We start from the raw sequence: 25,134 nt of genomic DNA on the forward strand, positions 1-25,134 counted from the left end.
TTTGGAGTATTGAAGATGCGCGGCGTTTTCCGTGAAGACCACAACATGTTCCGCGAGCAGGCACGCCGGTTCGTCGATCGCGAGATCGTGCCCTACCTGCATGAGTGGGAAAAGAACGGCATCGTGCCCAAGGAAGTCTGGCTCAAGGCGGGGGAGACCGGCTTGCTGTGCTCCACCGTGCCTGAGGAATACGGCGGCCCGGGTGGAGATTTCGGCCACTCGGCCGTGATGATCGAGGAACTGGCGCGGGCCAATGCCACGGCGGTGGGGTTTACCACCCACTCTGAGATCGTCGCCCCTTACATCGTCGCCTATGGCAGCGAAGAGCAGAAACAGCGCTGGTTGCCGCGCATGGTCAGTGGCGAACTGATTGGTGTGATTGCCATGAGCGAGCCGGGCATCGGCAGCGACCTGCGCTCGATGCGCACCTTGGCGCGCCGGGAGGACGATGGCTACATCGTTTCCGGACAGAAGACCTTCATCACCAACGGCGGCAACGCTGGCCTGATGGTCACCGCCACCAAGCTCGATCTGAGCGCCAGGGAGCTCACGCTGATTTGCGTCGAAGAAGAGCGCGATGGTTTCTCCAAGGGCCGCTTGCTGGAAAAGATCGGCCTGAAAGGCCAGGACACCGCCGAATTGTTTTTCGATGATGTGCGGGTGCCTGTCGCCAACCGGCTGGGCGAAGAAGGCCAGGGCTTCAAGTACCTGACCCATCAGTTGGCGTGGGAGCGCCTGATTATCGCGATCCGCGCCGCCCAATCGATCGAGACGCTGCTGCAAGAGACCATCGACTACACCCGCGAACGAAAAGTGTTCGGCAAGCCGGTGCTGGACTTCCAGAACACCCGTTTCAAACTTGCCGAAGCCAAGGCGCAGTTCACCATGCTCAGGGTGTTTGTGGATGATTGCCTGGCCAAGGTCATGCGTGGCGAACTGCCTGCGGACGTGGCCGCCATGGCCAAGCTGCTGGGCTCGGAAATGCAGGGCAAGCTGCTTGACGAGTTCCTGCAGTTGCATGGCGGCTACGGGTTCATGAGCGAGTACAAGATCAGCCGGGCCTGGGTCGATGCGCGTGTTGCGAGGATTTATGGCGGTACCTCGGAAATCATGAAAGAGATCATTGGCCGCACGCTCTAGAGGCTGGCGGGCAGGGCGAGGCGATGACACCGAACGCTCACCAGAGGAATAGCAACAATGAGCATCTATCGTGCTTTTGCAGTTTTTTGCCTATGCCTTGCCTCCGTGCTTGCGATGGCCCAGCCGCCGTCGACCGATGCCTACGACGCTGAAAGCCAGCGTGCCCAGGCATTGCTGGCCAAGGCTGTCGCCCGCTACCAGGCCAGGGGCGACAGTGCCTTGGCTGAATTCAGTCGCCAGGGCGACTTCGTCGATGGCGAGCTGTACATCTACGTGGTTGATACCTCGGGCGTTATGTTGGCCAGCGGCGGCTCATCGGTGGCTCTGGTCGGCAAATCCGTGGTGAGTGTGCTGGACGACGATCTCAAGGTCGCGTTCCGGCAGGCCATCGAGGAACCTGACGATGGGACTGTCCGCAGCGCTGAATACCGTTGGTGGAATTGGCAGCACGCCAAGGTGGAGCGCAAGCGCGTGTTCTATCGGCGGCTGGGGGATCGGGTAATCTCCGTGGGCTACTACATGCCGCGCTCCAGCCCTGAACAGGCCCGCGCGCTGATGCAGCGGGTCGCCGACCTGGTGCGCAAAGACCCGAATGCAACCTTCGCGCTCATCAATCAGCACGACAAACAGCTCACCCAGGATGACCTCTATGCCTTCGTGGTTGACCTCAAGACCCAGCGCTTCATCGCCCATGGGTTCTTGCCGCGCCTGATCGGTATTGACTTCAAGTCCCTGCGCTCCACCGACGGCAAACCGATCGGCCAAGAGATACTACGGCAGATGGAAAATCATCAAACCGGAGAGCTCGGCTACCTGTGGCGCAACCCCATGACCGGGCAAAACGAGTTCAAGAAAACCTTTTTGCAACGGGTGAACGGCTATGTGGTCGCGGTGGGTTGCTACAGCGGACAGTAGGCCGGTGCAGGGTTGGCGGGGGCGATGTAATCAATGAGCGATAGCCGTATTGTGAGCGCCGACAGCCGCACGCGGGTGCATTCCGATGTGCAGATCCTTTCCATCATCTGTTTCAACTTCATTGGCTATGTGTGCAGCGGCCTGCCGCTGGCCGTGTTGCCGGGCTTTGTGTTGCATGACCTTGGCCTGACCTCGGTGTTTGCGGGCGCAGTGATCGGCGTGCAGTACCTGGCGACATTGCTGGCACGGCCGCTGGCCGGGAGCGTGGCTGATCACCTGGGGGCCAGGTGCGCGGTGGTCTGCGGACTCGGCGGCCTGATTGCCAGCGGTCTGCTGACCTGGCTTGCACTTACGCTCCAGACGCCGTTGTGGCTCAGCCTGACGCTGCTGGTGCTGGGCAGACTCGCCCTGGGCCTGTGCACCGCAATGATCTCCACGCCCTGCTGCACCTGGGCGATTGGCCTGAGCGGTGCGGCGAGCACTGCAAAGGTTATGTCTTGGAACGGTATAGCGGCCTATGGTGGTGTGGCGATTGGCGCACCACTTGGCCGGATGCTGGGAAATACATTCGGCCTCGCCAGTGTCGGGCTGTGTACAGCAGTGCTGGGCTTGGCGTTCGTGCTTGTGGCGCTCGGCAAGCGTCCGGCGCCGGTGGCGGCCGGTGTGCGGTTGGCTTTTCATCGCGTGCTGCTTGCGGTGTTGCCCAACGGTGTTGTGTTGGTGTGCAGCTCGGTGGGGTATGGCGGGTTGATGGCATTTGTGGCGTTGTATTTCGACAGCTTGGGCTGGCAGGGGGCGGCGTTTTGCCTGAGCGGCTTTGGTGCAGGTTTTATCGTCGCCCGGCTGGCATCGCCGGGCATCCTGCAGCGGCTGCGGGGCTACAAGGTGGTTACTGTGTGCCTGCTGGTGCAGACGGCGGGCCTGCTGCTGATCGGGCTGGCGCCGTCGCCGGTGCTGGTGATCGCGGGTGGGGCCCTGACGGGTATCGGCGTTTCATGGGTCTACCCGGGGCTCGGCATGGAAACCCTCGCGGTGATTCCCGTCGCCAATCGAAATTCGGCGCTGAGCGCGCTTTCATTGTTTTTCGACGTCGCGGTCGGGTTGGCGGGGCCGGTGTTGGGGCTGGTTGCGGCAGGCCATGGCTACGCCTGGGTATTCCTCTTGTCTGCGCTGATGTCATTGAGCGCCGGTGGACTCGTGCTTTATCTGTGTTGGAAATCCAGGTTTTCCCATTATTGAAATCAACCTTGCAGGAGAGACAGGTCCATGAGCAGTTCCCTTTACGATATTCCCTTGCAGCAGATCGATGGCACCCCGAGCAACCTTGGCCGTTATCGCGGCAAAGTACTACTGCTGGTCAACGTGGCGTCGAAGTGTGGGCTCACCCCGCAGTATGAAGGTCTGGAAAAGCTCTACCAGCGCAAGAAAGACCAAGGGCTGCAGGTTCTGGGCTTCCCCGCCAACAACTTCAAGGAGCAGGAGCCGGGCAACGACGCCGAAATTGCCGAGTTCTGCTCGCTGAACTACGGCATCCAGTTTCCGTTGTTCTCCAAACTGTCCGTCAATGGCGATGATCGCCACCCGCTCTATGCCGAGCTCACGGCCGCACAGCCCGAGACGATTGGTGAAGGCCCCTTCAGGGAGCGGCTCAAGAGTTATGGCGTTGTTTCTGACAAGCGCACGGATGTGCTGTGGAATTTCGAGAAATTCCTGGTCGATCGGAGAGGGGCGGTCGTCGCTCGTTTTGCGCCCGATGTAGCGGCTGACGACCCGCGGTTGTTGGAGGCAATCGACGCTCAACTGGCCCATGAGGCGTGATTGATGCTGACATTCGATACGGTCACCGCGCTTCGCGTCCACCTCGCTGACGAGCGTGCGGAGCACCGCCGGATCGCGCTGGTGGCCACTATGGGTAACTTGCACGACGGACATATCGCGCTGGTGGAACTTGCCAGACAAAAGGCCGACATCGTGGTGGCCAGCATCTTCGTCAACCCCCTTCAGTTCGGTGCTGGTGAAGACCTGGCCAGTTACCCGAGGACGTTGCACGCCGACCAGCACCGGTTGGCGGGCGCAGGGTGCGATGTGTTGTTTGCGCCTCCTGTCGAACAGATGTATCCGGATGGCATGCAGGATCTGACTTTTGTCAGGGTGCCGCGGGTGTCACAAGGGTTGTGTGGCGTGTCGCGCCCTGGCCACTTCGATGGTATGGCAACCGTAGTGATCAAACTGCTGAACATCGTCCAGCCAGATGTCGCGATTTTCGGCGAAAAGGACTATCAGCAGCTTGCAGTCATTCGGGCAATGGCGAGAGACCTCAACAATCCGACCGTGATTGTGGGGGCTCCTACCGTTCGTGCTCCGGACGGCTTAGCCTTGTCGTCGCGAAATAGCTATCTGAGTGAAAGGCAGCGTTCGATTGCGCCTTTGCTGCACGAATGCCTGATTGAGCTAGCGACATTGATAAGGCAGGGACAACAGACCGGCCAACTATTGGAAGCCTACCGACAGCGAATAGAAACGGCGGGTTTTGAGCTGGACTATCTAGAGGTCAGAAACGCCCGGAGTCTGGCGCCCATATCGCACGACGATGAGCAATGGGTGGTTTTGGTTGCTGCGCGCCTTGGCAATACGCGACTGATCGACAACCTGGTGGTGGATCTTCGCGGCGAGTGGCCACGCCGCGACCGCTGATGTTGACGGAGTTGAAGGGCTTGGCGGGAAACCCCAACCCATAGTCCAGTATGATCCTGAGCAAAATCCATGAGAATCACGGGCGTGAGATTTTCACAAGCAACGTCCGGTTATGGCTGCTGCTCGAACTGCTGCTTTCGCACATCGTGTGCACCTATTACTGGCTTGCCAGGCCTTCCACGCGTATGCCTGCTTACACGCCCTTGGGTCGATATGAAGAGCATGTTTTCAACCATGGCCTTCGCCTGTTTGTCTTTGGTCGTGGCGATCAAACCGCCGAGTTCGCCTTTCAAGAGTGTCCTAGGCGCTGGTCGCACCCGGCACCAGAATCTCCTGAATGGCCGGCCCGATGATCGACACTAGTTCCTCGGTCTGCGCTGCAACCAACAGCGGTACACCGATGATCCGGCGGCTGACGATCACGCCCACCAGCAACGCCGAAGCGATACCCGCCCGCAACGAGGCATCCGGGCCGAGTTCTTCACGGAAACCCGCCAGCAGTCTGGACTGAATGAAGTCGCGCAGTTGCTCGCGAGCCTGTTCGTTCACCACCGCACCGCGGAGTGTGGCCATCAGCGGGGCCGATTGCGCCTCGTCACCCTCCCAGGCATTGAGAAACGTGCGTACAACGCGCTCGCCAAGCTGAGCGTCACGGACCTCGAACACCGTGCCGAGCTGATCCAGTGCCTCCTGGGGAATGTGCATCACTGCGGCGAACAGGTCGTTCTTGGAGCCAAAAAACTGCATCACCTGCGAGACGTCGACGTTGGCATCGGCGGCCACCAGGCGAATCGTCGTGGCGGCAAATCCATCGGTGGAAAAACGCTCGCGCGCCGCGTCGAGTACAGCCTGGCGCGTGCTGCCAGGGCCAGGGCGGCGACCGCGGCGTGGCGGGGGAGTGGTGGGCTCTTTCACAGCGTGTCCTTTTGCATTGGTCGTAAATATATCAACGTCTATTGAGTTTATGATTGCGAAACCCTACGCTTCAACCGTCAAGTTCGCGTGCCACAACAATAAAAAGGTCACAAGACATGAAGCGTTGGTCCGTATTGGTTGGCTGTTTTCTTGGGATGAGCATCGCGTCGCCAGCGATTCTACTGATCCCGCTTGGGCTGTTCATGAAGTCGGTGACCGGTGAGTTCGGTTGGTCGCGGACCGAGTTTTCCATCGTCATTGCTACCGCGTCGGTGTGTAACGCGCTGGTCCTGCCGCTGGCAGGTTGTCTGGTTGACCGCTTTGGCGCCCGCCGGGTTGCTCTGGTTGGCACGCTGCTGGGGTGTGGCAGCTACATGTGTCTGTCGCTGACCCACTCATTTTCCGCCTTCGTCACAATGACGGCGCTGAGTGTAGCCTTGGGTAATTTGGCCAGCTACCCCGCATTCCTGTTCCTGACTCAGCGTTGGTTCGACAAGCACCTCGGTCTGGCATTCGCCATCACCTCTTCGGGTCTGGCGGTGGGCACCGGTGGTTTCTCCTATCTCATTTCGCAAAGTATCGAATTGCACGGCTGGCGGGAGGCGTTCCTGGTGGCGGGTGGTGTGGCGATGGCCATCGGCCTGGTCAACCTCGCGGTGTTTGTTCGCGACAACAAGGGACCGATCCCTGAGGCCGAGCGCCGCAGCGAGCACGTAGAGGCGAGCCAGCAAGGCTTGACCCTGCGAAGCGCCATGGCCACGCGTGACTTCTGGCTGTATGCATTGGCATTTGCCGTGGTGCTTTTCGGCGCGGTGGGGTGCAACGTGCATCTGCCGGCGATGCTTTCGGACTGGGGCGCCAGTGGCCCTCAGATCGCCGGAATCGTCGCGGCGGCTTCCGCCGGATCGCTGTTTGGTCGTCTTGCGGGTGGGGCGTTGCTGGACCATCTGCACACACGCACCGTCACCGGCGTCTTCCTCCTCTGCCAACTGCTGGGTTTCCTGCTGTTGCTGGAAGGCTTGAAGTGGGCGCTGCCCGCCAGTTTTCTGATTGGCGCGATGCAGGGCGCAGAGATCGACATTCTGGGTTATCTGATATCCCGCCGCTTTGGGCGTCTGGCCTATGCGCGGATCTTTGGCTGTGCGTTTTCCGTCACCTTGCTGGGGGCCATCCTCGGCCCGATCGTGCTCGGCCTGGCGTTCGATAAAAGTGGCGCATACAACGTCGGCTTGATGATTTTCCCGATCCTGCCGGTGATTGCGTTCGGGATGTTTTGTCTGACCGCCAAGTCGCCGCAGCCGGCCCCAACGGTTGCAGTTGTGAACCTTGCGTGACGTTGCTCTGAGCTACTGCTGAAAAACAAAAATAAAAGGAAAGACCATGCAATCCAACCCTGCCGGTTCGACCCCGAACCGTAAGCGTGCGCCTGAATTTCTTCGTGTAACCCTCGCGGCGGCCGTGGCCATCTGGGCAGCCCAGGCCTTGAATGCGCGTGCCGATACGCCGCCTCCCGACAGCGCCTTGCTCGGCCATATCATCGAACGTAAACAGCAGTTCGCCAAAATCGACGCCCTGGTTGAGCGCGGTCAACTGACCGAGTTGCCTCCGCCCTCGGAGAGCATCGTCGGTGACGCAGGCGGGCTGCGCTCTGACCTGGCCGAGCATGGCATCGGGTTCAGCCTTCTGAACATGAGCACGTTTACCAACAACTACCTCTCTCATGACCGCCACAAGCCGCAGGCCTATGCCGGCGAAAGGCCAACATATTCGTCCAACTTGATGGCGGGTTTTACCTATGACCTCGGCCAGGTAGGGCTGGATAACGGGCAGTTCATTTTCGGCGTCGGCAGTTATTACTCCAGTTGGGATGAGGTGAATCCGTCGTCCCGCTTCAGTTTCACCCGCATCGCTTATTACCAGAGCCTGTGGAACAAGGCGGTCGAACTCAAGATCGGCGTGCTTCCCAACGATCTGGAGTTCATCGGTCCCTTTACCGGCGGCACATTGGTCGGTGGCACCCAGGGCCTGCAGGCCGTTATTCCGTTTCAAGTGGGCTTGAGCCATGCGCCGGTTTCCAGCCCGGCTGCCAACGTGACGGTGAACCTGGGCAATTTCTATAACAAGTTCGGTGTCCAGCGCAGCATCAGCCCGGATGGGATGGGGCCAGAAATCGATCGCCATTTAGGCGAACTCGACCTGCACGGTGAGCACACCGGCCCGCTGTATATCGATGAATTGGGCTACAAGCGCGATGCCAAACCGGGCCGCCCGTATGCCTGGTTGCGAGCGGGTTACATCTACAACACCTCGGACTACACGCAGTTCCTGAGTAACGAGCGCAGCGACGACAACTATGCCGCGTATGTACTGGGCGATTACCAGTTCTATCAGTTCGACAGCGCCATCGCTTCGCGCGGGCTATATGCCGGCTTGACCTGGATGTCAGCGCCGGAAGATCGCAACCTCTTCGACCTGTATTACGGCGTGCGGGTGTTCGCCAAAGGGCTGCTGGACTCGCGCCCATTCGACATGCTGATGCTGGAGTACGGCTACACCAGCTACAGCGATGACGCCAACAAGAAACTCGATCAGTTGCATGTCTCGAACGCCGACGACTCCCGCTCGACAACCCTCGCTTACAACATGCGCGTGGCCGCCGGGACTTACTTCCGGACAGGGCTGAGCTACGTGGAAAAGCCGGCCTTCAGCCCGGATGTCAAAGATGCGCTGAACCTTCAAGCCAGTCTCACGCTGTTCTTCTGATAGGGAACCCAACCATGAACACCCGACCGATCATCCTGGTGACCTCAGCCAATGGCAACCAGGGCAAACGGCTTGTTCCCCGCTTGTTGGCGGGCGGTCATCGCGTTCGTGCCTGCGTGCGCAGCAGTGCCTCCGCCGAGGCGCTGCGCAACCAGGGCGTACAGGAAGTACTGGTGGGTGACCTTGCCGACCCGGCCTTTATTCATGAGGCTGTTCGGGGCGTTTCAAGCCTCTACCACATCGGTCCGACGCTGCATCCGGCCGAGCGCGCGATGGGCTTCAACATCATCGATGCGGCGCGTGAGGCGGGGGTCGGGCACTTCGTTTTCAGCTCGGTCCTGCATGCCATCACCACCGATCTGGTGCAGCACGAAATCAAGCGCGATATCGAAGAACACCTACTGTCCTCCGGCCTCGAATTCACCATTCTGCAACCGGCCAACTACATGCTGCCGCCGCGCTTGAAACCGGTTTTCGAGGAGCACGTATTCCGCTTGTCGTGGGCATTGGAGCGTTATCAGTCGATGGTGGACCTGGACGATGTCACCGAGGTGGCGTTCAGCGTTCTCACCGATCCAGCCCGCCATTTGGCGGCCACCTACGAGTTGGTGGGGCCTGGGCGCTTCACGGCGTACGACATAGGCCAGGTGCTGACGAAGGTCCTCGGTAGCGAGATTCGCGTTGAAAGGATTGATATGGCCGCATTTATCCGCGCCCGCTTTGGCGAAGGCGATCCCGTCACCTTCGCGCACCAGTCACAGGTGAGCGCCTCCATCGAGAAGCGCTACAGCAACCACGATTTCCTCGGTAACCCGAACGTGCTTGGTTGGCTGCTGGGCCGCGAGGCGACCAGCTTCGAAGCCTTTGTGCGCAAGGAATACGAGGCCTATCAAGCACTGAAATAACGCTCGGGTTTTACCCATCAACAGTTCAGCTAGCCCCCATCAGTATTGGCCATTGGCCGGGCCGCGCGTAGTCGGGATAGGCTTTGATTGCAATCGACGCCAACGTCGAAAATCGAAGAACAATAAGAAGATCCCCTATGCGCAGCTTGCCTCCGTATTCCATGCCTTATCCGTTCTTGACCCCTCTTGCCTGCGCGCAAACAGTGCCGCGCAACGGGTGGCCTCAGTGATTGCCCGGGTGCTGGGCAACCTGTCGGTCGGCGCCAAGCTGTCGCTGGGTTTTGGCGTGGTGCTGTTATCGACCTTGGGTGTTGCCGCCACGGCGTTCTATGCCTTCGGCTTGCTCGAAGCGCGTGCCGAGAAGATGAACGACGTCGCGGCGGTGGAATCCTTGATGTTGCGCGCACAGGTTGCGGTCAAGGCGTTCGGCCTGGAGTTGGCGGAGGACGAAGCGAGCAAGGTTGCCAGCCTCACCGGGGAGCTTGTGGCGAAATTGGGGCAGTCCCAGGCGCAAACTGGCCAGGGCGACGCCATCGAGGCGGCGAATATTTTCCTCACCCAGTTCCAGCGTTACGCCCAGGCCCAGCGGGAAGCGCGGGAAGCGCGCCTGCGCATGCAGCAACTGGCCCAGGTGGTGGGCGAGCGCTTCACCGTGGTGATGCTCGATCAACTCGATGCCGTCAACCTGCTCTCCGCGCAGGCGCAGCCGGCGGATTCGGTGCGCATGCTGCAACTCGAGCAGGCTTCCACCCTGCGCGACAAGCTGGCGAACCTGCGCGACAGCGAGCTCTATTTCACCCTGGAGGGCAGTACCGAGGTGCATAACGCCTGGGAGGCCCGGGTCGTCGAATTGCGCTCGTATATGGAAAACCTCGAGCTTCGCCTGGAAGGCGCGGAGCGCGACTCGCTCGCCCAGGCAAGGGCGGCGCTGGCGGAATACAGTGCCGCGTTCAATGGCTACGCGGCGAGTCGCGAGCAAGCCAGCGACAGTCAGGCGGCGATGACGAGCGCGGCGCAAAAGGTCAGTGCATTGCTCGCAGACGTTCGCTCCGCTCAGGTGCAAGCCTCGCAGTCGATGAGCCAACGGGTAACGTTCCTGCTGGCGGCCATCATGCTCTTGGCATTGGGCTTGGGTACCGGTGCCGGATTGCTGATTCGCCACCTGATTCTGCAGCCGCTGCGCCAGGCCGTTGACCTGACCCGACGGGTGGCCTCGGGTGATCTCAGCGCCCAGATCGATGCCGACGGGCGACGGGACGAACTCGGCCAGTTGCTCGGCAGCGTCGGGGTGATGCTCGACAGCCTGCGTGGGCTGATCGGCCGTATCGGTCACGGTGTCGGGCAACTGAACCAGGCGGCTGATGGCCTGGTGCAGGTGACCGATCGCACGCGTCAGGGTGTCGGCTCACAGTGTGAAGAAACGGAATTGGCCGCCACCGCGATGCAGCAGATGGCCGCCACCGCACAAGACGTTGCGCGCAGTACCAGCCAGACCCGCGATGCCGTCGAACAGGCCAACACCCAGGCGCGCAAAGGCGAGGAATTGGTGCGCCAGGCGACGTCCAAGATCGACCACCTGGAACGTGAGATGAGTGGCTGCACCGAAGCCATGGGCTTGCTGCTGGATGAGAGCGCGGCGATCGGCAAGGTTCTCGATGTGATCAGTGCCCTGGCCGGCCAGACCAACCTGTTGGCGCTCAACGCGGCGATAGAAGCAGCACGTGCCGGCGAAAATGGTCGCGGCTTCGCGGTGGTCGCGGACGAGGTCCGTAACCTGGCGCGGCGCACCCAGGCGTCAACCGATGACATTGCCACGATCATCCAGCAGTTGCGCACGGTCGCCGAGCAGGCAGCCAGCCGCTTGCGCGGCAGCCAGGCGCTGACGGGCGAAAGCGTGGTCCTGGCCGCCCAGGCGTCCAGTGCGCTGCAGGAAATTGCCGCAGCGGTATCGACCGTGGAACAGATGAGTCAGCAGATCGCCGCGGCAGCCGAGCAGCAAAGCACGGTGGCTGAGCAGGTCGGTCAAAGCATGCAGCGAGTGCGTTTGGTGGCTGAGCAAAGTACGGCTGCAAGTGGCTTGCTGGAATCATCGGTACGCGGACTGGAACAGGTGGGTGGCGCACTTAACGCAGCCGTTGGAGGTTTTCGCACTGCCAGTTGAAGTTGGCCAGTCTCTAAGTTACGGAACTTCAAAGTTGTCTGGATGACGCCATTCAAGTTCAAGTCTGACGCATAAGAATTCATGACGGCATTCTATGCCGAAACAGCAATGATGAAGCTTAGTACGGCGGCAAGTTCTGTCGGTTTATCTCTAAGCTAAGCGCACTAAGAGTGGAGGCAGATATGAGTTCGCTAAACGATAACGCCGTGGCCGGATCAATAGTGTCTGTGGACAGTGACCGGAATGAAACACAGGAATGGCTGGAGTCGTTGGAGGCTGTCGTGCGCGAGGGCGGTTCCGAGCGCGGTCAGTTCCTGCTTAAACAATTAGAGCAACACGCAAGAGCACTTGGCATTACCTCGCACGTGCACCCGTACTCGGCCTACCGGAACACAATTCCGATTGAAAGACAGGGCGCCTATCCCGGTGACCTTGCTGTCGAGGAACGGATTACTTCGATAATCCGTTGGAATGCATTGGCCATGGTAGTGCGCGCAAACCAGGCCTACGGGGACCTGGGCGGGCATATTGCAAGTTATGCATCTGCCGCCGAAATATTCGAAGTCGGCTTTAACCACTTTTTCCGCGCACGTGATGAGAAACATGGCGGCGATCTGGTGTTTTACCAACCGCATTCGGCGCCCGGCGTTTATGCCCGCGCGTTTCTTGAAGGGCGCTTGTCGCAAGAGCAATTGGCCAACTATCGGCAAGAGGTCAGCGGCAATGGACTGAGTTCCTACCCGCACCCATGGTTGATGCCGGACTTCTGGCAGTTCCCGACCGGCTCCATGGGTATTGGCCCGATCAGTGCGGTTTACCAGGCGCGTTATATGCGCTACCTCGAGAACCGCAACCTGGTCGATACCGCCGAGCGCCATGTCTGGGGCGTATTCGGTGACGGTGAAATGGATGAGCCAGAGTCGATTGCCGGCCTCACCCTGGCCGCCCGGGAAAAGCTCGATAACCTCACGTTTATCGTCAACTGCAACTTGCAGCGCCTGGACGGGCCGGTTCGCGGCAACGGCCAGGTCATCCAGGAACTGGAGGCGCTGTTTACCGGCGCCGGCTGGAATGTGATCAAGGTGATCTGGGGCTCCGATTGGGACCCGCTGTTCGCCCGCGACAGTAACAACGCCCTGCTGCAACGCTTCGCGCAAACCGTCGATGGCCAATACCAGACCCTCGGTTCCAAGGACGGCGCCTACAACCTGCTGCACTTCTTCCAGCAGGACCCGGAGATCCAGGCGCTGGTCTCGCACATGTCCGATGCCGACATCGATGCCCTCAAGCGTGGCGGGCACGACTTCCGCAAGCTGTATGCCGCGTTCGCGGCGGCCAAGGCGCACAAGGGCCGGCCGACCGTGATCCTGGCGAAAACCAAGAAGGGCTACGGCATGGGCGGCGCCGGCGAGTCGCGGATGACCTCGCACCAGGCCAAGAAACTGGATATCGATGCGCTCAAGGCGTTCCGCGATCGCTTTGCCTTGCCGTTGTCGGACGACGACGTGGCGCAGTTGCGCTTCTATCGCCCGGCCGAGGACAGCCAGGAAATGCGCTACCTGCAATCGCGCCGGACCGCATTGGGCGGCTACATGCCGGCGCGGCAGAAAGGCGATGAGCCGATCGCCGTGCCGGCCCTGGCCGATTACGCGCGGTTTGCCTTCGAAGCCGACGGCAAGGAAATGTCCACCACCATGGCGGTGGTCCGCATGCTCGGCGGCCTGCTCAAGGACAAGGCCCTGGGCCCACGCATCGTGCCGATCGTTGCTGACGAAGCACGCACCTTCGGCATGGCCAACCTGTTCCGCCAGATCGGTATCTACTCGCCGCAGGGGCAACTGTACGAACCGGAAGATGCGGGTTCCATGCTGTATTACCGCGAAGCCAAGGACGGTCAGTTGCTGGAGGAGGGCATTACCGAGGCCGGTGCCCTGTCTTCCTGGGTCGCGGCGGCGACGTCTTACAGCGCCCACGGCAAACCGATGCTGCCGTTCTACATCTACTACTCGATGTTCGGTTTCCAGCGGGTCGGCGACCTGATCTGGGCCGCGGCCGACCAGCGTGCCCGCGGCTTCCTGCTGGGCGCAACGGCCGGGCGGACCACCCTCGGCGGCGAAGGGCTGCAACACCAGGACGGCAGCAGTCATGTGGTGGCGGCCACGGTACCCAACTGCCGCGCCTATGACCCGGCGTTCGCCGGCGAGCTGGCGGTGATCGTCGACCACGGCATGCGCCAGATGATGGAGCGCGGTGTCGACGAGTTCTACTACATCACCGTGATGAACGAAAACTACGCCCAGCCTTCGCTACCGGCGGGCGTCGAGGATCAGGTCATTCGCGGCATGTACCGCTGTGCAACGACCGACGCAGCGTCGTCGCGCGGCATTGTGCGGCTACTGGGCAGCGGCACGATCCTGCGTGAAGTGATCGCCGCCGCCGAGTTGCTGGCGACGGACTGGCAGGTGTCCAGCGAGGTGTGGAGCGTGACCAGTTTCAGCGAGCTGGCCCGTGAAGCGCGGAGCGTCGAGCGGCACAACCGGCTCAACCCCGCTGAACCCGAGCAGGTCAGCCACCTGTGTGCCTCCCTCGCTGGCAACGCCCCGGTGGTTGCGGCCACCGACTATGTGCGCGCCTGGCCGCAACTGATCGCCGGTTACGTCGATGCGCGCTTCGTCGTGTTGGGCACCGACGGTTTTGGCCGTAGCGATACCCGCGCCGCCCTGCGCCGCTTCTTCGAAGTGGATCGGCATCAGGTGGTGCTCGCCGCGCTGGACGGGCTGGTGCGTGACGGCACGCTGCCGCGCCAGGTGTTGGCCGAGGCCGTTGAGCGCTACGGCTTGAGCGATCGTCCGGCGCCGTGGACTTGCTGACGGCTTCGCTCTTCGCATGCGCTCGATGAGCGCTCCCTCCGTTCCATGCAGGTGGAACGGACCCCTTTCCTGACGGCGTTTAGTCATGAGTGAAATCAGAGAAATTCAGGTCCCTGACATCGGGGACTTCAAAGACCTCCCGGTGATCGATGTATTGGTGAAACCGGGCGATACCGTGGCGTTCGATGACCCCTTGCTGACCCTGGAGTCGGACAAGGCATCCATGGACGTACCGAGCCCGGCTGCCGGCACCGTGGTGTCGATCAGCCTCAAGGTGGGTGATCGGGTATCCAGGGGCAGTGCCATGCTCACCTTGCAGATGGCCGCAAATGAAGCGCCAGTTGCGCCGGCAAGCAGTGCCCCGGCTGTGCCTGCGCCGGCACCTGTAGCCGCAATACCCGCTGCGCCCGTAGCGCCCGTTGCCGCCGTGCCTGCGCCGGCAGTGACCACCCTCGGCGTGAAGCCTCATGCCAGTCCATCGGTTCGCGGTTATGCGCGCAAATTGGGTGTGGATGTCACGCGGGTAGCGGCTACCGGCAAGGGCGGGCGAATCCTGCGCGAGGATGTCGAGCGCTTCATCAAGGACGCTCTGGTTCGCCTGGAAAGCGCTGTTGCCTCGGGTTCGAGCGGCGGCGGGAGCGGGCTCGACCTGTTGCCATGGCCGAACGTCGACTTCTCCAGGTTCGGCGCCATCGAGAAGGTCGCGCTGTCGCGGATCAAGAAGATCTCCGGCGCCAACCTGGCGCGCAACTGGGTAATGATCCCCCACGTCACCAACAACGAAGAGGCCGACATCACCGGGCTCGAAGCGTTTCGTGTGCAGCTCAACGCGGAAGGCGGCAAGGAGGCGATCAAGTACACCTTGCTGGCGTTCCTCATCAAGGCCGCGGTCGCAACGCTGAAAGCCTTCCCGCAGTTCAACAGTTCACTGGGTAATGAAGACGGTGAGCCGGTCCTGGTGCTCAAGCACTACTACCACATCGGTTTTGCGGCCGACACGCCGAACGGGCTGGTGGTGCCGGTGATTCGCGATGCCGACCAGAAAGGCATTGGCCAGATCGCCGTCGAATGCGGCGAGCTGGCTAGAAAAGCCCGCGACGGCAAGTTGGGCCCCGCCGACATGACCGGCGGCACCTTTACCGTTTCCAGCCTCGGCGGCATTGGCGGCACCGGCTTCAGCCCGATCATCAACGCGCCGGAAGTGGCCATTCTCGGAGTCACCCGCTCGCAAATGAAGCCGGTCTGGGATGGCAGCGGTTTTGCGCCGCGGCTGATCTTGCCGATGGCGTTGTCCTGGGATCACCGCGTGGTGGATGGCGCTGCCGCGGCACGTTTCCTTCAGCACCTGGCGGCTCTGCTGGCTGATTTCCGTCGGATTACGCTTTGAGGGGCTGCTCATGAGTCAGGTGATAGAAGTACTGATGCCGGCTATCGGTGATGCGGCCGCCATGCCGGTGATCGAGGTGTTGGTCAAGGTTGGCGATGTGCTGAACGTCAACGATCCGGTCTGTGTGCTGGAGTCCGACAAGGCAACGATGGATGTGCCGGCGTCGGCGGCCGGTGTGGTCAAGGACGTGCGAATAGCGGTCGGCGACAAGGTGGCCGAGGGCACGCTGTTGTTGATACTGGAAACCGAACAAGGCGCCGCGCCGCTTGCGCCGGTCGCGGCTCCGTCGCCAGCCTGTGCGGGTAGGGCAGACCTGGAATGCGATGTGCTGGTCCTCGGCGGCGGGCCCGGCGGTTACTCCGCCGCGTTCCGTTCGGCGGATCTTGGGCAGAAAACCATCGTGGTCGAGCGCTATGCCTCGCTGGGCGGGGTATGCCTGAATGTCGGCTGCATTCCCTCCAAGGCCTTGCTGCATATCGCGTCGGTGATGGAGGAGGTCCCCCACCTAAAAGCCCTGGGTGTCGGCTTTGCCGATCCGGCCGTCGATCTCGACAAGCTGCGGGCGCACAAGGAATCGGTGGTCAACAAGCTCACCTCCGGGCTCGCGGGCATGGCCAAGGCGCGCAAGGTCGAGGTGGTGCGTGGCGTGGGGCGCTTCCTCGATCCACACCATCTTGAGGTTGCAGTTGTTTCCGGCGCCGGCCGTGAGCAGACCGGCGAAAAGCGGGTCATCCGCTTCAAGCAGTGCGTGATCGCCGCCGGCAGCCAGCCGGTGAAGCTGCCGTTCATGCCTGACGATCCGCGCATCGTCGACTCCACCGGGGCGCTGCAACTGCGGGCCGTGCCCAAGCGCATGCTGGTGGTGGGCGGCGGGATTATCGGGCTGGAGATGGCGACGGTCTACTCGGCACTGGGCGCGCGTATCGACGTGGTCGAAATGCTCGACGGCCTGATGCAAGGGCCTGATCGCGATCTGGTGAAGGTCTGGGAAAAGTACAACAGCCACCGTTTCGACAACGTCATGTTGAACACCCGCACGGCCAGCGCCGAGGCGACCGAGCAGGGCATCCGGGTCATCTTCGAAGGTGAAAAGGCCCCCGCGCAAGCCCAGTGCTACGACCTGGTCCTGGTGGCCGTGGGACGCAGGCCCAATGGCGACCAGATCGATGCCGACAAGGCGGGTGTCGTCGTCGGCGAGCGCGGCTTCATCGCCGTGGACAAGCAACTGCGCACCAACGTGCCGCATATCTTCGCGATTGGCGACATCGTTGGCCAACCGATGCTGGCGCACAAAGCGGTTCACGAGGGCCATGTCGCTGCTGAAGTGGCGGCAGGCGAGGCGCAAAACAACCCTGACCTTGCACGCAGCGTCTTCGATGCCTTGCAGATTCCGGGCGTTGCCTACACCAATCCGGAAGTAGCCTGGGCCGGCATCACCCAGCAGGAAGCCAAGGCCAAAGGCCTCAGCGTTGAAACGGCGGTGTTCCCGTGGGCCGCGTCAGGACGGGCGATTGCCAACGGCCGCGATGAAGGCTTCACCAAGTTGCTGTTCGACACCGAGACGCGCCGTGTGGTGGGCGGCGGCATCGTCGGCACCGGGGCGGGCGACCTGATCAGCGAGGTGTGCCTGGCCATCGAGATGGGCGCCGATGCCGTGGATATCGGCAAGACCATCCACCCCCATCCGACCCTCGGCGAGACCGTCGGCATGGCGGCGGAAGTCGCCCATGGCACGTGTACCGACCTGCCCGCTGCGCGGCGCTGAAGTCTGGATCACGCATAACAAGACACGCGACGGAGGAGACAACCATGAATGGCTGCACTGAAGCGACTCGCGACGAGCAACCTGCGCTGAATCTGACCCAATGGCTGGGCCGCGAGGAGCGGCGCACCGATCGTATCGATGAGCGCATTGCCCAGGCGTTGGCCGCCACACTGGACCTCGATCCCGACGGCTTTGCAACCGGTGCCGAGTTACCGCCGCTGTGGCACTGGGTGTATTTCACGCCCAAGGCCCGACGCAGCGAAATCGGTGTCGATGGCCACCCGCAGCGGGGCGGCTTCCTGCCGCCGATAGCACTGCCCAACCGCATGTGGGCGGGCGGCCGGCTGACGTTCATTCAGCCTCTGCGGGTTGGCGAGGCGGTCGAGCGGACTTCGCGTATCGCCCGCTGCGAGCGCAAGAGCGGGCGCAATGGCGAGCTGGTGTTTGTCACCGTGGAGCACTCGATCACCGGCGAGCGCGGCCTGTGCCTGGTTGAAGAACAAGACATCGTCTATCGCCAGCCGACCGTGGGCACCACGGCACTTGCCGGGGCACCGGTCGAAGGTTGCGCGGAGTTTGGCGGGCGTATCCAGCCCGATCCGGTGTTGCTGTTTCGCTATTCGGCGCTGACGTTCAACGGCCATCGCATCCACTACGACCAGCCCTATACGACCGCGGAAGAAGGCTATCCCGGCCTGGTCGTGCATGGTCCGCTGGCCGCCACCCTGCTGCTCGAAGCGTTCCGCGCCGCCCATCCCGCCAAGCGCGTGCGCCAGTTTGCGTTCAGGGCGGTCGGCCCGCTGTTCGCGACCACGGCGTTCGATCTGTGCGGTGAACTCACCGGCCCGGACAGCGCAGCATTGTGGACCGACTGCGATGGCCGCCTTTCGATGAAGGCTGACCTCAGCTTCGACTGATCCGCCAAACCCACCCCGAATTTCAAGCCGGCGCCCTGTACAGGAGCGCCAAGGGCGTCGCCTTGCCGCGATCCCTCAAAACACGACAGGAAACCACCATGACCATGCTCTATGCCCCCGACGAACATCAGGAAATCCGTGACGCCGTACGCGCCCTGTGCCGCGAGTTTCCGGACGAGTACTTTCGCAAGATCGACGAACAGCGCGCCTACCCGGAAGCCTTTGTCGATGCGCTGATCGGCGCCGGCTGGCTCGCCGCGATGATCCCCGAAGAGTACGGCGGTTCCGGCCTGGGCCTGACCGAAGCGTCGGTGATCATGGAAGAGATCAACCGCTCGGGCGGCAACTCCGGCGCGGTACACGGGCAGATGTACAACATGAGCACGCTGCTGCGTAACGGCAGCCGGGCGCAGAAGGAGAAGTACCTGCCGAAGATCGCGGCGGGGGAGTTGCGTATCCAGTCGATGGCGGTGACCGAGCCCACGACCGGTACCGACACCACCAAGATCAAGACCAACGCGGTGAAGAAGGACGGGCGCTACGTCGTCAGTGGCCAGAAAGTCTGGATCTCGCGGGTGCAGCACTCCGACCTGATGATCCTGCTGGCGCGGACCACGCCGCTCACTGAGGTGAAGAAGAAATCCGAGGGCATGTCGATTTTCATCGTCGACCTCAAGGACGCGATCGGCAAGGGCCTCACCGTGCAGCCGATCCCCAACATGGTCAACCACGAGACCAACGAGCTGTTCTTCGACAGCCTGGAGATTCCCGAAGAGAACCTGATCGGCGAGGAGGGCAAGGGCTTCAAGTACATCCTCGACGGGCTCAATGCCGAGCGCACGCTGATTGCCGCTGAATGCATCGGCGACGGTTACTGGTTCATGGAGCGCGCGGTGAAGTACGCCAACGAGCGCGTGGTGTTCGACCGTCCGATCGGACAGAACCAGGGGGTGCAGTTCCCGATTGCCGATGCCTTCATCGAGATCGAAGCCGCCAACCTGATGCGCTTCAAGGCCTGCCAGTTGTTCGATGCCAATCAGCCCTGCGGTGCCCAGGCCAACATGGCCAAGTACCTGGCGGCGAAAGCCTCCTGGGAAGCTGCCAACGTTTGCCTGCAGACCCACGGCGGCTTCGGCTTCGCCAACGAATACGACATCGAGCGCAAGTTCCGCGAGACCCGCCTTTATCAGGTCGCGCCGATCTCCACCAACCTGATCTACGCCTACGTCGCCGAGCACCTGCTCGGGCTGCCGCGTTCTTTCTGAGGAAGCTGCCATGGCTACCGAAAAACCGCTTCTGGCGCTTGAAGGCATCACCGTGGTGTCGCTCGAACACGCCATCGCCGCACCGTTGGCCACGCGCCACCTGGCCGATCTGGGCGCCCGCGTGATCAAGGTCGAACGCCCCGGCAGCGGCGACTTCGCCCGCGCCTATGACGACCGCGTCGAGGGCCTGGCCTCGCATTTCGTCTGGGTCAACCGCTCCAAGGAAAGCCTGACCCTGGACCTCAAGCAGCCCGAGGCCACGGATATCCTGATGACGTTGCTGGCCGACGCCGATGTGCTGGTGCAGAACCTCGCCCCCGGCGCTGCGGCGCGCATGGGGCTGTCGTTCGAGGCGTTGGCACCGACTCATCCGCAACTGATCGTCTGCGATATCTCCGGTTACGGCGAGGGCGGGCCGTACACCCACAAAAAGGCCTACGACCTGTTGATCCAGAGCGAGGCGGGTTTTCTGTCGATCACCGGCACGCCGGATGAACCGGTCAAGGCCGGCATCTCGATTGCCGACATCGCCGCCGGCATGTACGCCTACACCAATATTCTCGGCGCGCTGATCGAGCGCGGCAAAACCGGGCGGGGCCGGCGCATCGAGATCGCGATGATCGACGCGATGGTCGAGTGGATGAACTTTCCGATGTACTACGCCTACCAGGGCCAGGAGCCGCCGCGGCGCACCGGTGCCTCGCACGCGACGATCTATCCCTACGGGCCATTCCGCGCCGGCGACGGCCGCACGGTGATGCTGGGCCTGCAGAACGAACGCGAGTGGGCGCTGTTCTGCGACAAGGTGCTGGGCGACGCCGCGATTGCCAGTGACGAACGGTTTTCCAGCAATGCTCGGCGCACCGCCAACCGCGAGCTGGTGCGTGCCCTGATCGAGGACACCTTCGCCGACCTGACCGCCGACGAGGTCATGGCGCGCCTGGATGGCGCCGATATCGCCAATGCCAATGTCAGCACCATGGCTGACCTGTGGAAGCACCCGCAGCTTGAGGTCCGCCAGCGCTGGACCCAGGTGGACACGCCGGCCGGGCCTGTGCCCGCGCTGCAACCACCGGGCATGGGTGGCGACCATCCCGCGCGCATGGGACCGGTGCCGGCGCTGGGTGAACACACGACGGCGATCCTGCATGAACTGGGCTATGCGGACAGCGCCGCCGACCTGCGCGAAAGGAAGGTGGTGTGATGGCGACCCGGCAATTGAACCTCGGGCGGGCGCGGACCTTCCTGTTCGTCCCGGCCAACCGCCCTGAGCGCATCGGCAAGGCCCTGGCTAGCGGGGCGGACGTGATCATCGTCGACTTCGAAGACGCCGTTGCACCCGCTGAAAAACCGGCCGCACGCCTGGCCTTGCTGGCGTGGCTCGATGCCAACCGCGATGAGCGCGTCACCGTCAGGGTCAATGCTGCCGGCACCCAATGGCACGAGGAGGATTTGCAGACCTGCCGCCACCCTGGCGTCGCCGGGGTGATGCTGCCCAAGGCGGAAAGCGCCGAGCAGGTGGAGCACGTCCATGACACCAGTGGCAAACCGGTGTTGTGCATCGTCGAGACCGCACTCGGCATCGATGCCCTGGCGCAGGTGGCCGAAGCCCCGGGCTGCGCCCGTCTGACGTTCGGCAAGCTGGACCTGGCCGTGGAGCTTGATCTGATTCCGGACGAATCAGATCCCGACGAACTGGTGTTCCTGCCCTGGCGCGCACTGCTGGTGCTCGCCAGCCAGCGGGCGGGTTTGCCTGCCCCGGTCGACGGGGTGTTCACGGCGATCGGCGACGCCGCAGGCCTGGCTCGCTACGCCAGGCGTGCGCGCCAACACGGTTTCAGCGGTCAGTTGCTGATCCACCCGAGCCAGGTGACCACGGCCGCTGCGGCCTTCACCCCCTCGGCGGTGGACATCGCCTGGGCGCAATCCGTCAGCCGTCTGGCGCAAGCGGCGGGCGGTGGGGTGGTGGTGCTCGACGGGCGGATGATCGATGCGCCGGTGATGGCCCGTGCGCAACGCATCCTCGCACTGGCTGTTGAATTCGGTCTCTGAATCCAGCGGCGATTGCGGACGCTTGGGGCTGTGTCTTTTCCGTTTTGGAACAGCTCCTGGTCCAAATCACAAATTCTTAAATCCGGCCCGGCTCAATACCATTGAGGCTCGAAACCCGGTAGCTGATGCAGGAGCAAAACCCATGGATTACAACACCAACAAAAATCCGATTGCCATGCGTGGGGCACGAAAAGGCGTCCGTAACGGTGCCGACTATATCGACTCGCTCCGCGATGGTCGTTCCGTATGGATCGACGGCGAGCGCATCAAGGACGTGACGGTCGATCGTCGTTTCCGTGGCGCCGTTCAGTCCATCTCCGATCTGTATGACATCCAGTGCGACCCGGCCCAGCAGGACAAGATGACCTTCGTCTCGCCAACCTCCGGGGCGCGGGTCGGCCGGTCGTTCATGCTGCCGCGTTCCGCCGACGATCTGCGTCTGCGCCGCGAAATGATGAAGACCTGGATGGACGCCGTAGGCGGGATGATGGGCCGTACCCCGGACTTCCTCAACGTGATGGTCAGTGCTCACGCCTCGGCCCACGAACTGTTCGCGGCGGGTGGCGAACGATTTGGCCGCAACATTCTCGACTACCACGAATTCATCCGCGAGAACGACCTGGCGCTGACCCATTCGCTGGTGTCGCCGGATATCGACAAACGCCTGCAGATGTTCGAACAGCCCGGTGACATGGTGATGCGCGTGGTGCGCGAATCCGATGCCGGTATCTACGTCTCCGGGGCTCGCTCGGTGGCTACTTTGGGCCCTCTGGCCAACGAAGTGCTGATCATGCCGGCGGCCGCCAAATTCCCCCTGGTGGACGATGCCGAGGCCTACGCAGTCGGGTTCGCCTGCGCCATCGACACCCCCGGGATGAAGATGATCTGCCGTCCCGGTTTCCCCACCAACGGCCACTTCGCCAATGACCCGCTGACCGCGCGGATGGACGAGATGGACGCCGTGCTGTGGTTCGACGAAGCGTTCATCCCGTGGGAGCGGGTGTTCATGTACCGCAGCATCAAGGCCGTCGAGTCGGCGATGAAGTCGCCCTCCGGTCCCCACGGTTCGCACCAGTCCGCCACCCGCTCCCTGGCCAAGATGGAGTTCCTGCTGGGCATCGCCTACAACCTGACGGAGGTGAACCACAGCCGCTTCCCGAACGTGATGGTGCAACTGTCCGAACTGGTGGCCTACGTCGAGACCCTGCGTGCGTTGATCCGCGTGGCGGAAATCGACTGCATCAAAGGCCCGGGCGACACCGTCGTGCCCTACGAGCAGCCGCTCAACGTAATCCGTGCGCAGTACCCGGCGATGCATGCCCGTGCGCTGGAAATCCTTCAGCTTCTCGGTGCGGGCAACGTGGTCGTCGCGCCGACCGTCGAAGACCTTCGCAGCGAAAACGGCCCGATCATCGACCGTTACTGCGCCGGTGCCGACATTCCCGCCGAGCGCAAGATGGAGCTGTTGCGGCTGGCCTGGGATGCGTCCTGCTCGTCCTTCGCCGGGCGGCAGAACCTCTACGAAAAATTCTTCTCTGGCGACCCATGGCGCAATGCCCAGATGCGCGGCGAGCGCTATCCGGGCGCACGCGAGGCGCAAGACCGCGTCTGGGCGTTCCTCGATCGCAATGGCGAATGGGACCAGCGCATCAACGGCAGATAAGTCGACGTAATGCCCGGGATGCCGCAGCCAGGCTGCGGCATTGGAAAAACAACAAGAACAACGTGCGGAGTTCCACATGCCCCGTATTCACCTGCCGACCCCGGCCGAAGAGCCCGAAGCATTTGCCCTGCTTCAGGCCAAGCGCGGCCATGCACCCAACGCCCAGATCTTCCGGACCCTGGCCATCTGCCCGGAGATCCTCGACGTCTTCATCCCCATGGCCGACGCCGTCCGCCAAGGCTATGGCCTCGACCCTCGACTGCGTGAAATGGCCATCGTGATGGCGTGCCAGACCATGGGCACCCACTACGAACACGATCCCCACTGGAACCGCGCCATCAAGGAAGGCGTGAGCAAGGAACAGATGCTCGCCCTGTGGGACTTCGAAAAGAGCCCGCTGTTTTCCGAACTGGAGAAAGCCGTACTGCGCCTGGCGCGGGATGCGACCCGTGCGCCGGCGCAGGTCGCCACTTCGGTCTGGGAAGGGGTTTTCCACCGCCTTGGCCCCAAGCAGAGCGTGGCGCTGCTGTTCAATATCGGTTGGTACAACATGACCGGCCGGTTGACTGGCCCCCTTGAGTTAAGCAACGAAGCCGATTTCACCCGGCTCTGAACAGACACCAGGAGACTTACCATGCCATTGCCAACACCGGTCTATTACCCACCATTCAACGTCACCCGCTCCAGCCACGCCATCATCACCTCCCGTGACCTGGAAGCCAGCCGCGATTTCTACGAGCAGGTCATTGGCCTGGTCCTCACCGAGCGCGATGCCGATACCCTGTATTTCCGCGGCCTGGAAGAGGTGTGCCACCACAGCCTGGTGATCAAGCGTCACGACGGTACGCCAGAGGCCGAAGCGATCGGCTTTCGCGTCTACACCGAAGAAGAGCTGGACAAGGCCGAGCACTTCTACCGCAACAAGGGCCTGCCGGCGCGCTGGATCGAAGTTCCGCACCAGGGGCGCACGCTGCTGGTCAACGACCCGGCCGGCACCCCGGTGCAACTCTGCGCCACCATGCCGACCACGCCGCGCCTGTACACCCAGTTCCAGGACTTCAAGGGCGGCGCGGCGATGCGCTTCGACCACTACCAGATCCAGGTGCCGAATGTGCAGGAGCAAACCGATTTCTACGCAGAAATGGGTTTCCGCATTTCCGAGTACATGGCCCTCGATGAAAAGCTGATCGCGACTTTCATGTTCCGCAAACCGGGCACCCAGGACATCGTGTTCCTGGAAAACCCGGGCCCGCGTCTGCACCATTTCGCCTACACCGTGACCGATTCCCACAGCATCCTGCGGGCTTGCGATGTCGCCGGCAACCTGGGCATGGGGGATGTGGTCGAGCGTGGTCCGGGCCGTCATGGCCCGGCCGGGGTGTTGTTCGTGTACCTGCGTGATCCCGATGGTCATCGCGTGGAGCTGTTCTGTGATCACTACCTGCTGATCGATATCGAGGTTGAGCCCGTTGCGTGGGACGTGCGCAAGCCGGGTCTGTCGCTGCGCTGGGGCTTGCCACCGCAAGAGGCCTGGTTCAACGAGACCACCGCGTTCGGCGGCGTCGCCACCCAGCAGCTCGCCCACGAGCGAGGACCGCTGTCGACGCTTGAAACCTACCTGGCAGAAAAGGCCCGCGTCAGGGCTGCCGCCAAGAAGTAGCGTAGCAAGGGGCCACTTATGCGGTGGTCCCGTGCGGCGTGCAGCGTCGATAACAACAAGAG

The 25,134-nt window shown here is 62.3% G+C and carries 20 protein-coding genes and 1 pseudogene; 20 read left to right on the forward strand and 1 reads right to left on the reverse strand.

All coding sequences use genetic code 11. From position 1 onward, the window contains the following. Nucleotides 1–15: 15 nt before the first annotated feature. From CKW37_RS15365 to panC, 5 genes are read left to right on the forward strand one after another with little or no spacing between them, the layout of a single operon-like run. Nucleotides 16–1,140, forward strand: a complete 1,125-nt coding sequence (locus CKW37_RS15365) for an acyl-CoA dehydrogenase family protein (RefSeq protein WP_095156557.1) — start codon at nt 16–18, stop codon at nt 1,138–1,140. 57 nt (nt 1,141–1,197) lie between these two features. Then, a complete protein-coding gene (locus CKW37_RS15370) occupies nt 1,198–2,055 on the forward strand; it encodes a cache domain-containing protein (RefSeq protein WP_095156558.1) in 858 nt (285 codons plus the stop codon). Nucleotides 2,056–2,088: 33 nt separating this feature from the next. Then, nucleotides 2,089–3,294, forward strand: coding sequence for an MFS transporter (locus tag CKW37_RS15375; protein WP_095156559.1), 1,206 nt, complete (start codon nt 2,089–2,091; stop codon nt 3,292–3,294). 27 nt (nt 3,295–3,321) lie between these two features. Then, nucleotides 3,322–3,873, forward strand: a complete 552-nt coding sequence (locus CKW37_RS15380; RefSeq protein ID WP_095156560.1) for a glutathione peroxidase — start codon at nt 3,322–3,324, stop codon at nt 3,871–3,873. 3 nt (nt 3,874–3,876) lie between these two features. After that, on the forward strand, nt 3,877–4,749 hold the full coding sequence (gene panC, locus CKW37_RS15385) for a pantoate--beta-alanine ligase (protein WP_095156782.1): 873 nt from the start codon (nt 3,877–3,879) through the stop codon (nt 4,747–4,749). 300 nt (nt 4,750–5,049) lie between these two features. Here panC and CKW37_RS15390 read toward each other — a convergent pair whose 3' ends face one another. Further along, nucleotides 5,050–5,664 carry a TetR family transcriptional regulator gene (locus CKW37_RS15390; protein ID WP_095156561.1) on the reverse strand — a complete coding sequence of 205 codons (615 nt, stop codon included), beginning with the start codon at nt 5,662–5,664 and terminating at the stop codon, nt 5,050–5,052. A gap of 116 nt (nt 5,665–5,780) precedes the next feature. Here CKW37_RS15390 and CKW37_RS15395 point away from each other — a divergent pair, with 116 nt between their 5' ends. The 15 genes and pseudogenes from CKW37_RS15395 to CKW37_RS15460 all read left to right on the forward strand — a co-directional run bounded on the left by CKW37_RS15395 (nt 5,781) and on the right by CKW37_RS15460 (nt 25,072). Continuing rightward, complete coding sequence (locus CKW37_RS15395; protein WP_095156562.1) at nt 5,781–6,998, forward strand: MFS transporter; 1,218 nt, start codon at nt 5,781–5,783, stop codon at nt 6,996–6,998. Between the two features lie 46 nt (nt 6,999–7,044). Further along, nucleotides 7,045–8,427: a carbohydrate porin gene (locus CKW37_RS15400; RefSeq protein ID WP_095156563.1), complete on the forward strand. Its 1,383-nt coding sequence runs from the start codon at nt 7,045–7,047 to the stop codon at nt 8,425–8,427. Between the two features lie 14 nt (nt 8,428–8,441). Continuing rightward, entirely contained in the window at nt 8,442–9,332 is an 891-nt protein-coding gene (locus CKW37_RS15405) for an SDR family oxidoreductase (protein ID WP_256587763.1), read from the forward strand. A 1,111-nt stretch (nt 9,333–10,443) separates the two neighbouring features. Then, nucleotides 10,444–10,629 (forward strand): annotated as a pseudogene (locus CKW37_RS33660) (HAMP domain-containing protein); the annotation flags it as partial. Beyond that, the gene (locus CKW37_RS33665; RefSeq protein WP_371864294.1) at nt 10,624–11,493 is read left to right on the forward strand and encodes a methyl-accepting chemotaxis protein; all 870 of its coding nucleotides are present in this window, start codon (nt 10,624–10,626) and stop codon (nt 11,491–11,493) included. The pseudogene CKW37_RS33660 and the gene CKW37_RS33665, both read left to right, overlap by 6 nt. Nucleotides 11,494–11,675: 182 nt before the next feature. Beyond that, the gene (gene mdeB / locus CKW37_RS15415; protein ID WP_095156565.1) at nt 11,676–14,363 is read left to right on the forward strand and encodes an alpha-ketoglutarate dehydrogenase; all 2,688 of its coding nucleotides are present in this window, start codon (nt 11,676–11,678) and stop codon (nt 14,361–14,363) included. Nucleotides 14,364–14,448: 85 nt separating this feature from the next. Further along, complete coding sequence (gene aceF, locus CKW37_RS15420; RefSeq protein WP_095156566.1) at nt 14,449–15,750, forward strand: dihydrolipoyllysine-residue acetyltransferase; 1,302 nt, start codon at nt 14,449–14,451, stop codon at nt 15,748–15,750. A gap of 10 nt (nt 15,751–15,760) precedes the next feature. After that, entirely contained in the window at nt 15,761–17,515 is a 1,755-nt protein-coding gene (gene lpdA / locus CKW37_RS15425) for a dihydrolipoyl dehydrogenase (protein WP_095156567.1), read from the forward strand. 44 nt (nt 17,516–17,559) lie between these two features. Beyond that, nucleotides 17,560–18,432: a MaoC family dehydratase N-terminal domain-containing protein gene (locus CKW37_RS15430; protein WP_095156568.1), complete on the forward strand. Its 873-nt coding sequence runs from the start codon at nt 17,560–17,562 to the stop codon at nt 18,430–18,432. A 104-nt stretch (nt 18,433–18,536) separates the two neighbouring features. Beyond that, entirely contained in the window at nt 18,537–19,697 is a 1,161-nt protein-coding gene (locus tag CKW37_RS15435) for an acyl-CoA dehydrogenase family protein (protein WP_095156784.1), read from the forward strand. Nucleotides 19,698–19,707: 10 nt separating this feature from the next. Then, nucleotides 19,708–20,901, forward strand: coding sequence for a CaiB/BaiF CoA-transferase family protein (locus CKW37_RS15440; RefSeq protein ID WP_095156569.1), 1,194 nt, complete (start codon nt 19,708–19,710; stop codon nt 20,899–20,901). Next, on the forward strand, nt 20,901–21,749 hold the full coding sequence (locus CKW37_RS15445) for a CoA ester lyase (protein WP_095156570.1): 849 nt from the start codon (nt 20,901–20,903) through the stop codon (nt 21,747–21,749). Before CKW37_RS15440 ends, CKW37_RS15445 begins: the two co-directional genes overlap by 1 nt. Nucleotides 21,750–21,891: 142 nt before the next feature. Further along, nucleotides 21,892–23,412: a 4-hydroxyphenylacetate 3-hydroxylase family protein gene (locus CKW37_RS15450; protein WP_095156571.1), complete on the forward strand. Its 1,521-nt coding sequence runs from the start codon at nt 21,892–21,894 to the stop codon at nt 23,410–23,412. Between the two features lie 76 nt (nt 23,413–23,488). Beyond that, a complete protein-coding gene (locus tag CKW37_RS15455; protein ID WP_095156572.1) occupies nt 23,489–24,025 on the forward strand; it encodes a carboxymuconolactone decarboxylase family protein in 537 nt (178 codons plus the stop codon). Between the two features lie 21 nt (nt 24,026–24,046). Beyond that, nucleotides 24,047–25,072 carry a VOC family protein gene (locus CKW37_RS15460; RefSeq protein WP_095156573.1) on the forward strand — a complete coding sequence of 342 codons (1,026 nt, stop codon included), beginning with the start codon at nt 24,047–24,049 and terminating at the stop codon, nt 25,070–25,072. Nucleotides 25,073–25,134: the final 62 nt, after the last annotated feature.

The sequence above is a fragment of the Pseudomonas sp. Irchel 3E13 genome, from assembly GCF_900187455.1.
Lineage (GTDB): Bacteria > Pseudomonadota > Gammaproteobacteria > Pseudomonadales > Pseudomonadaceae > Aquipseudomonas.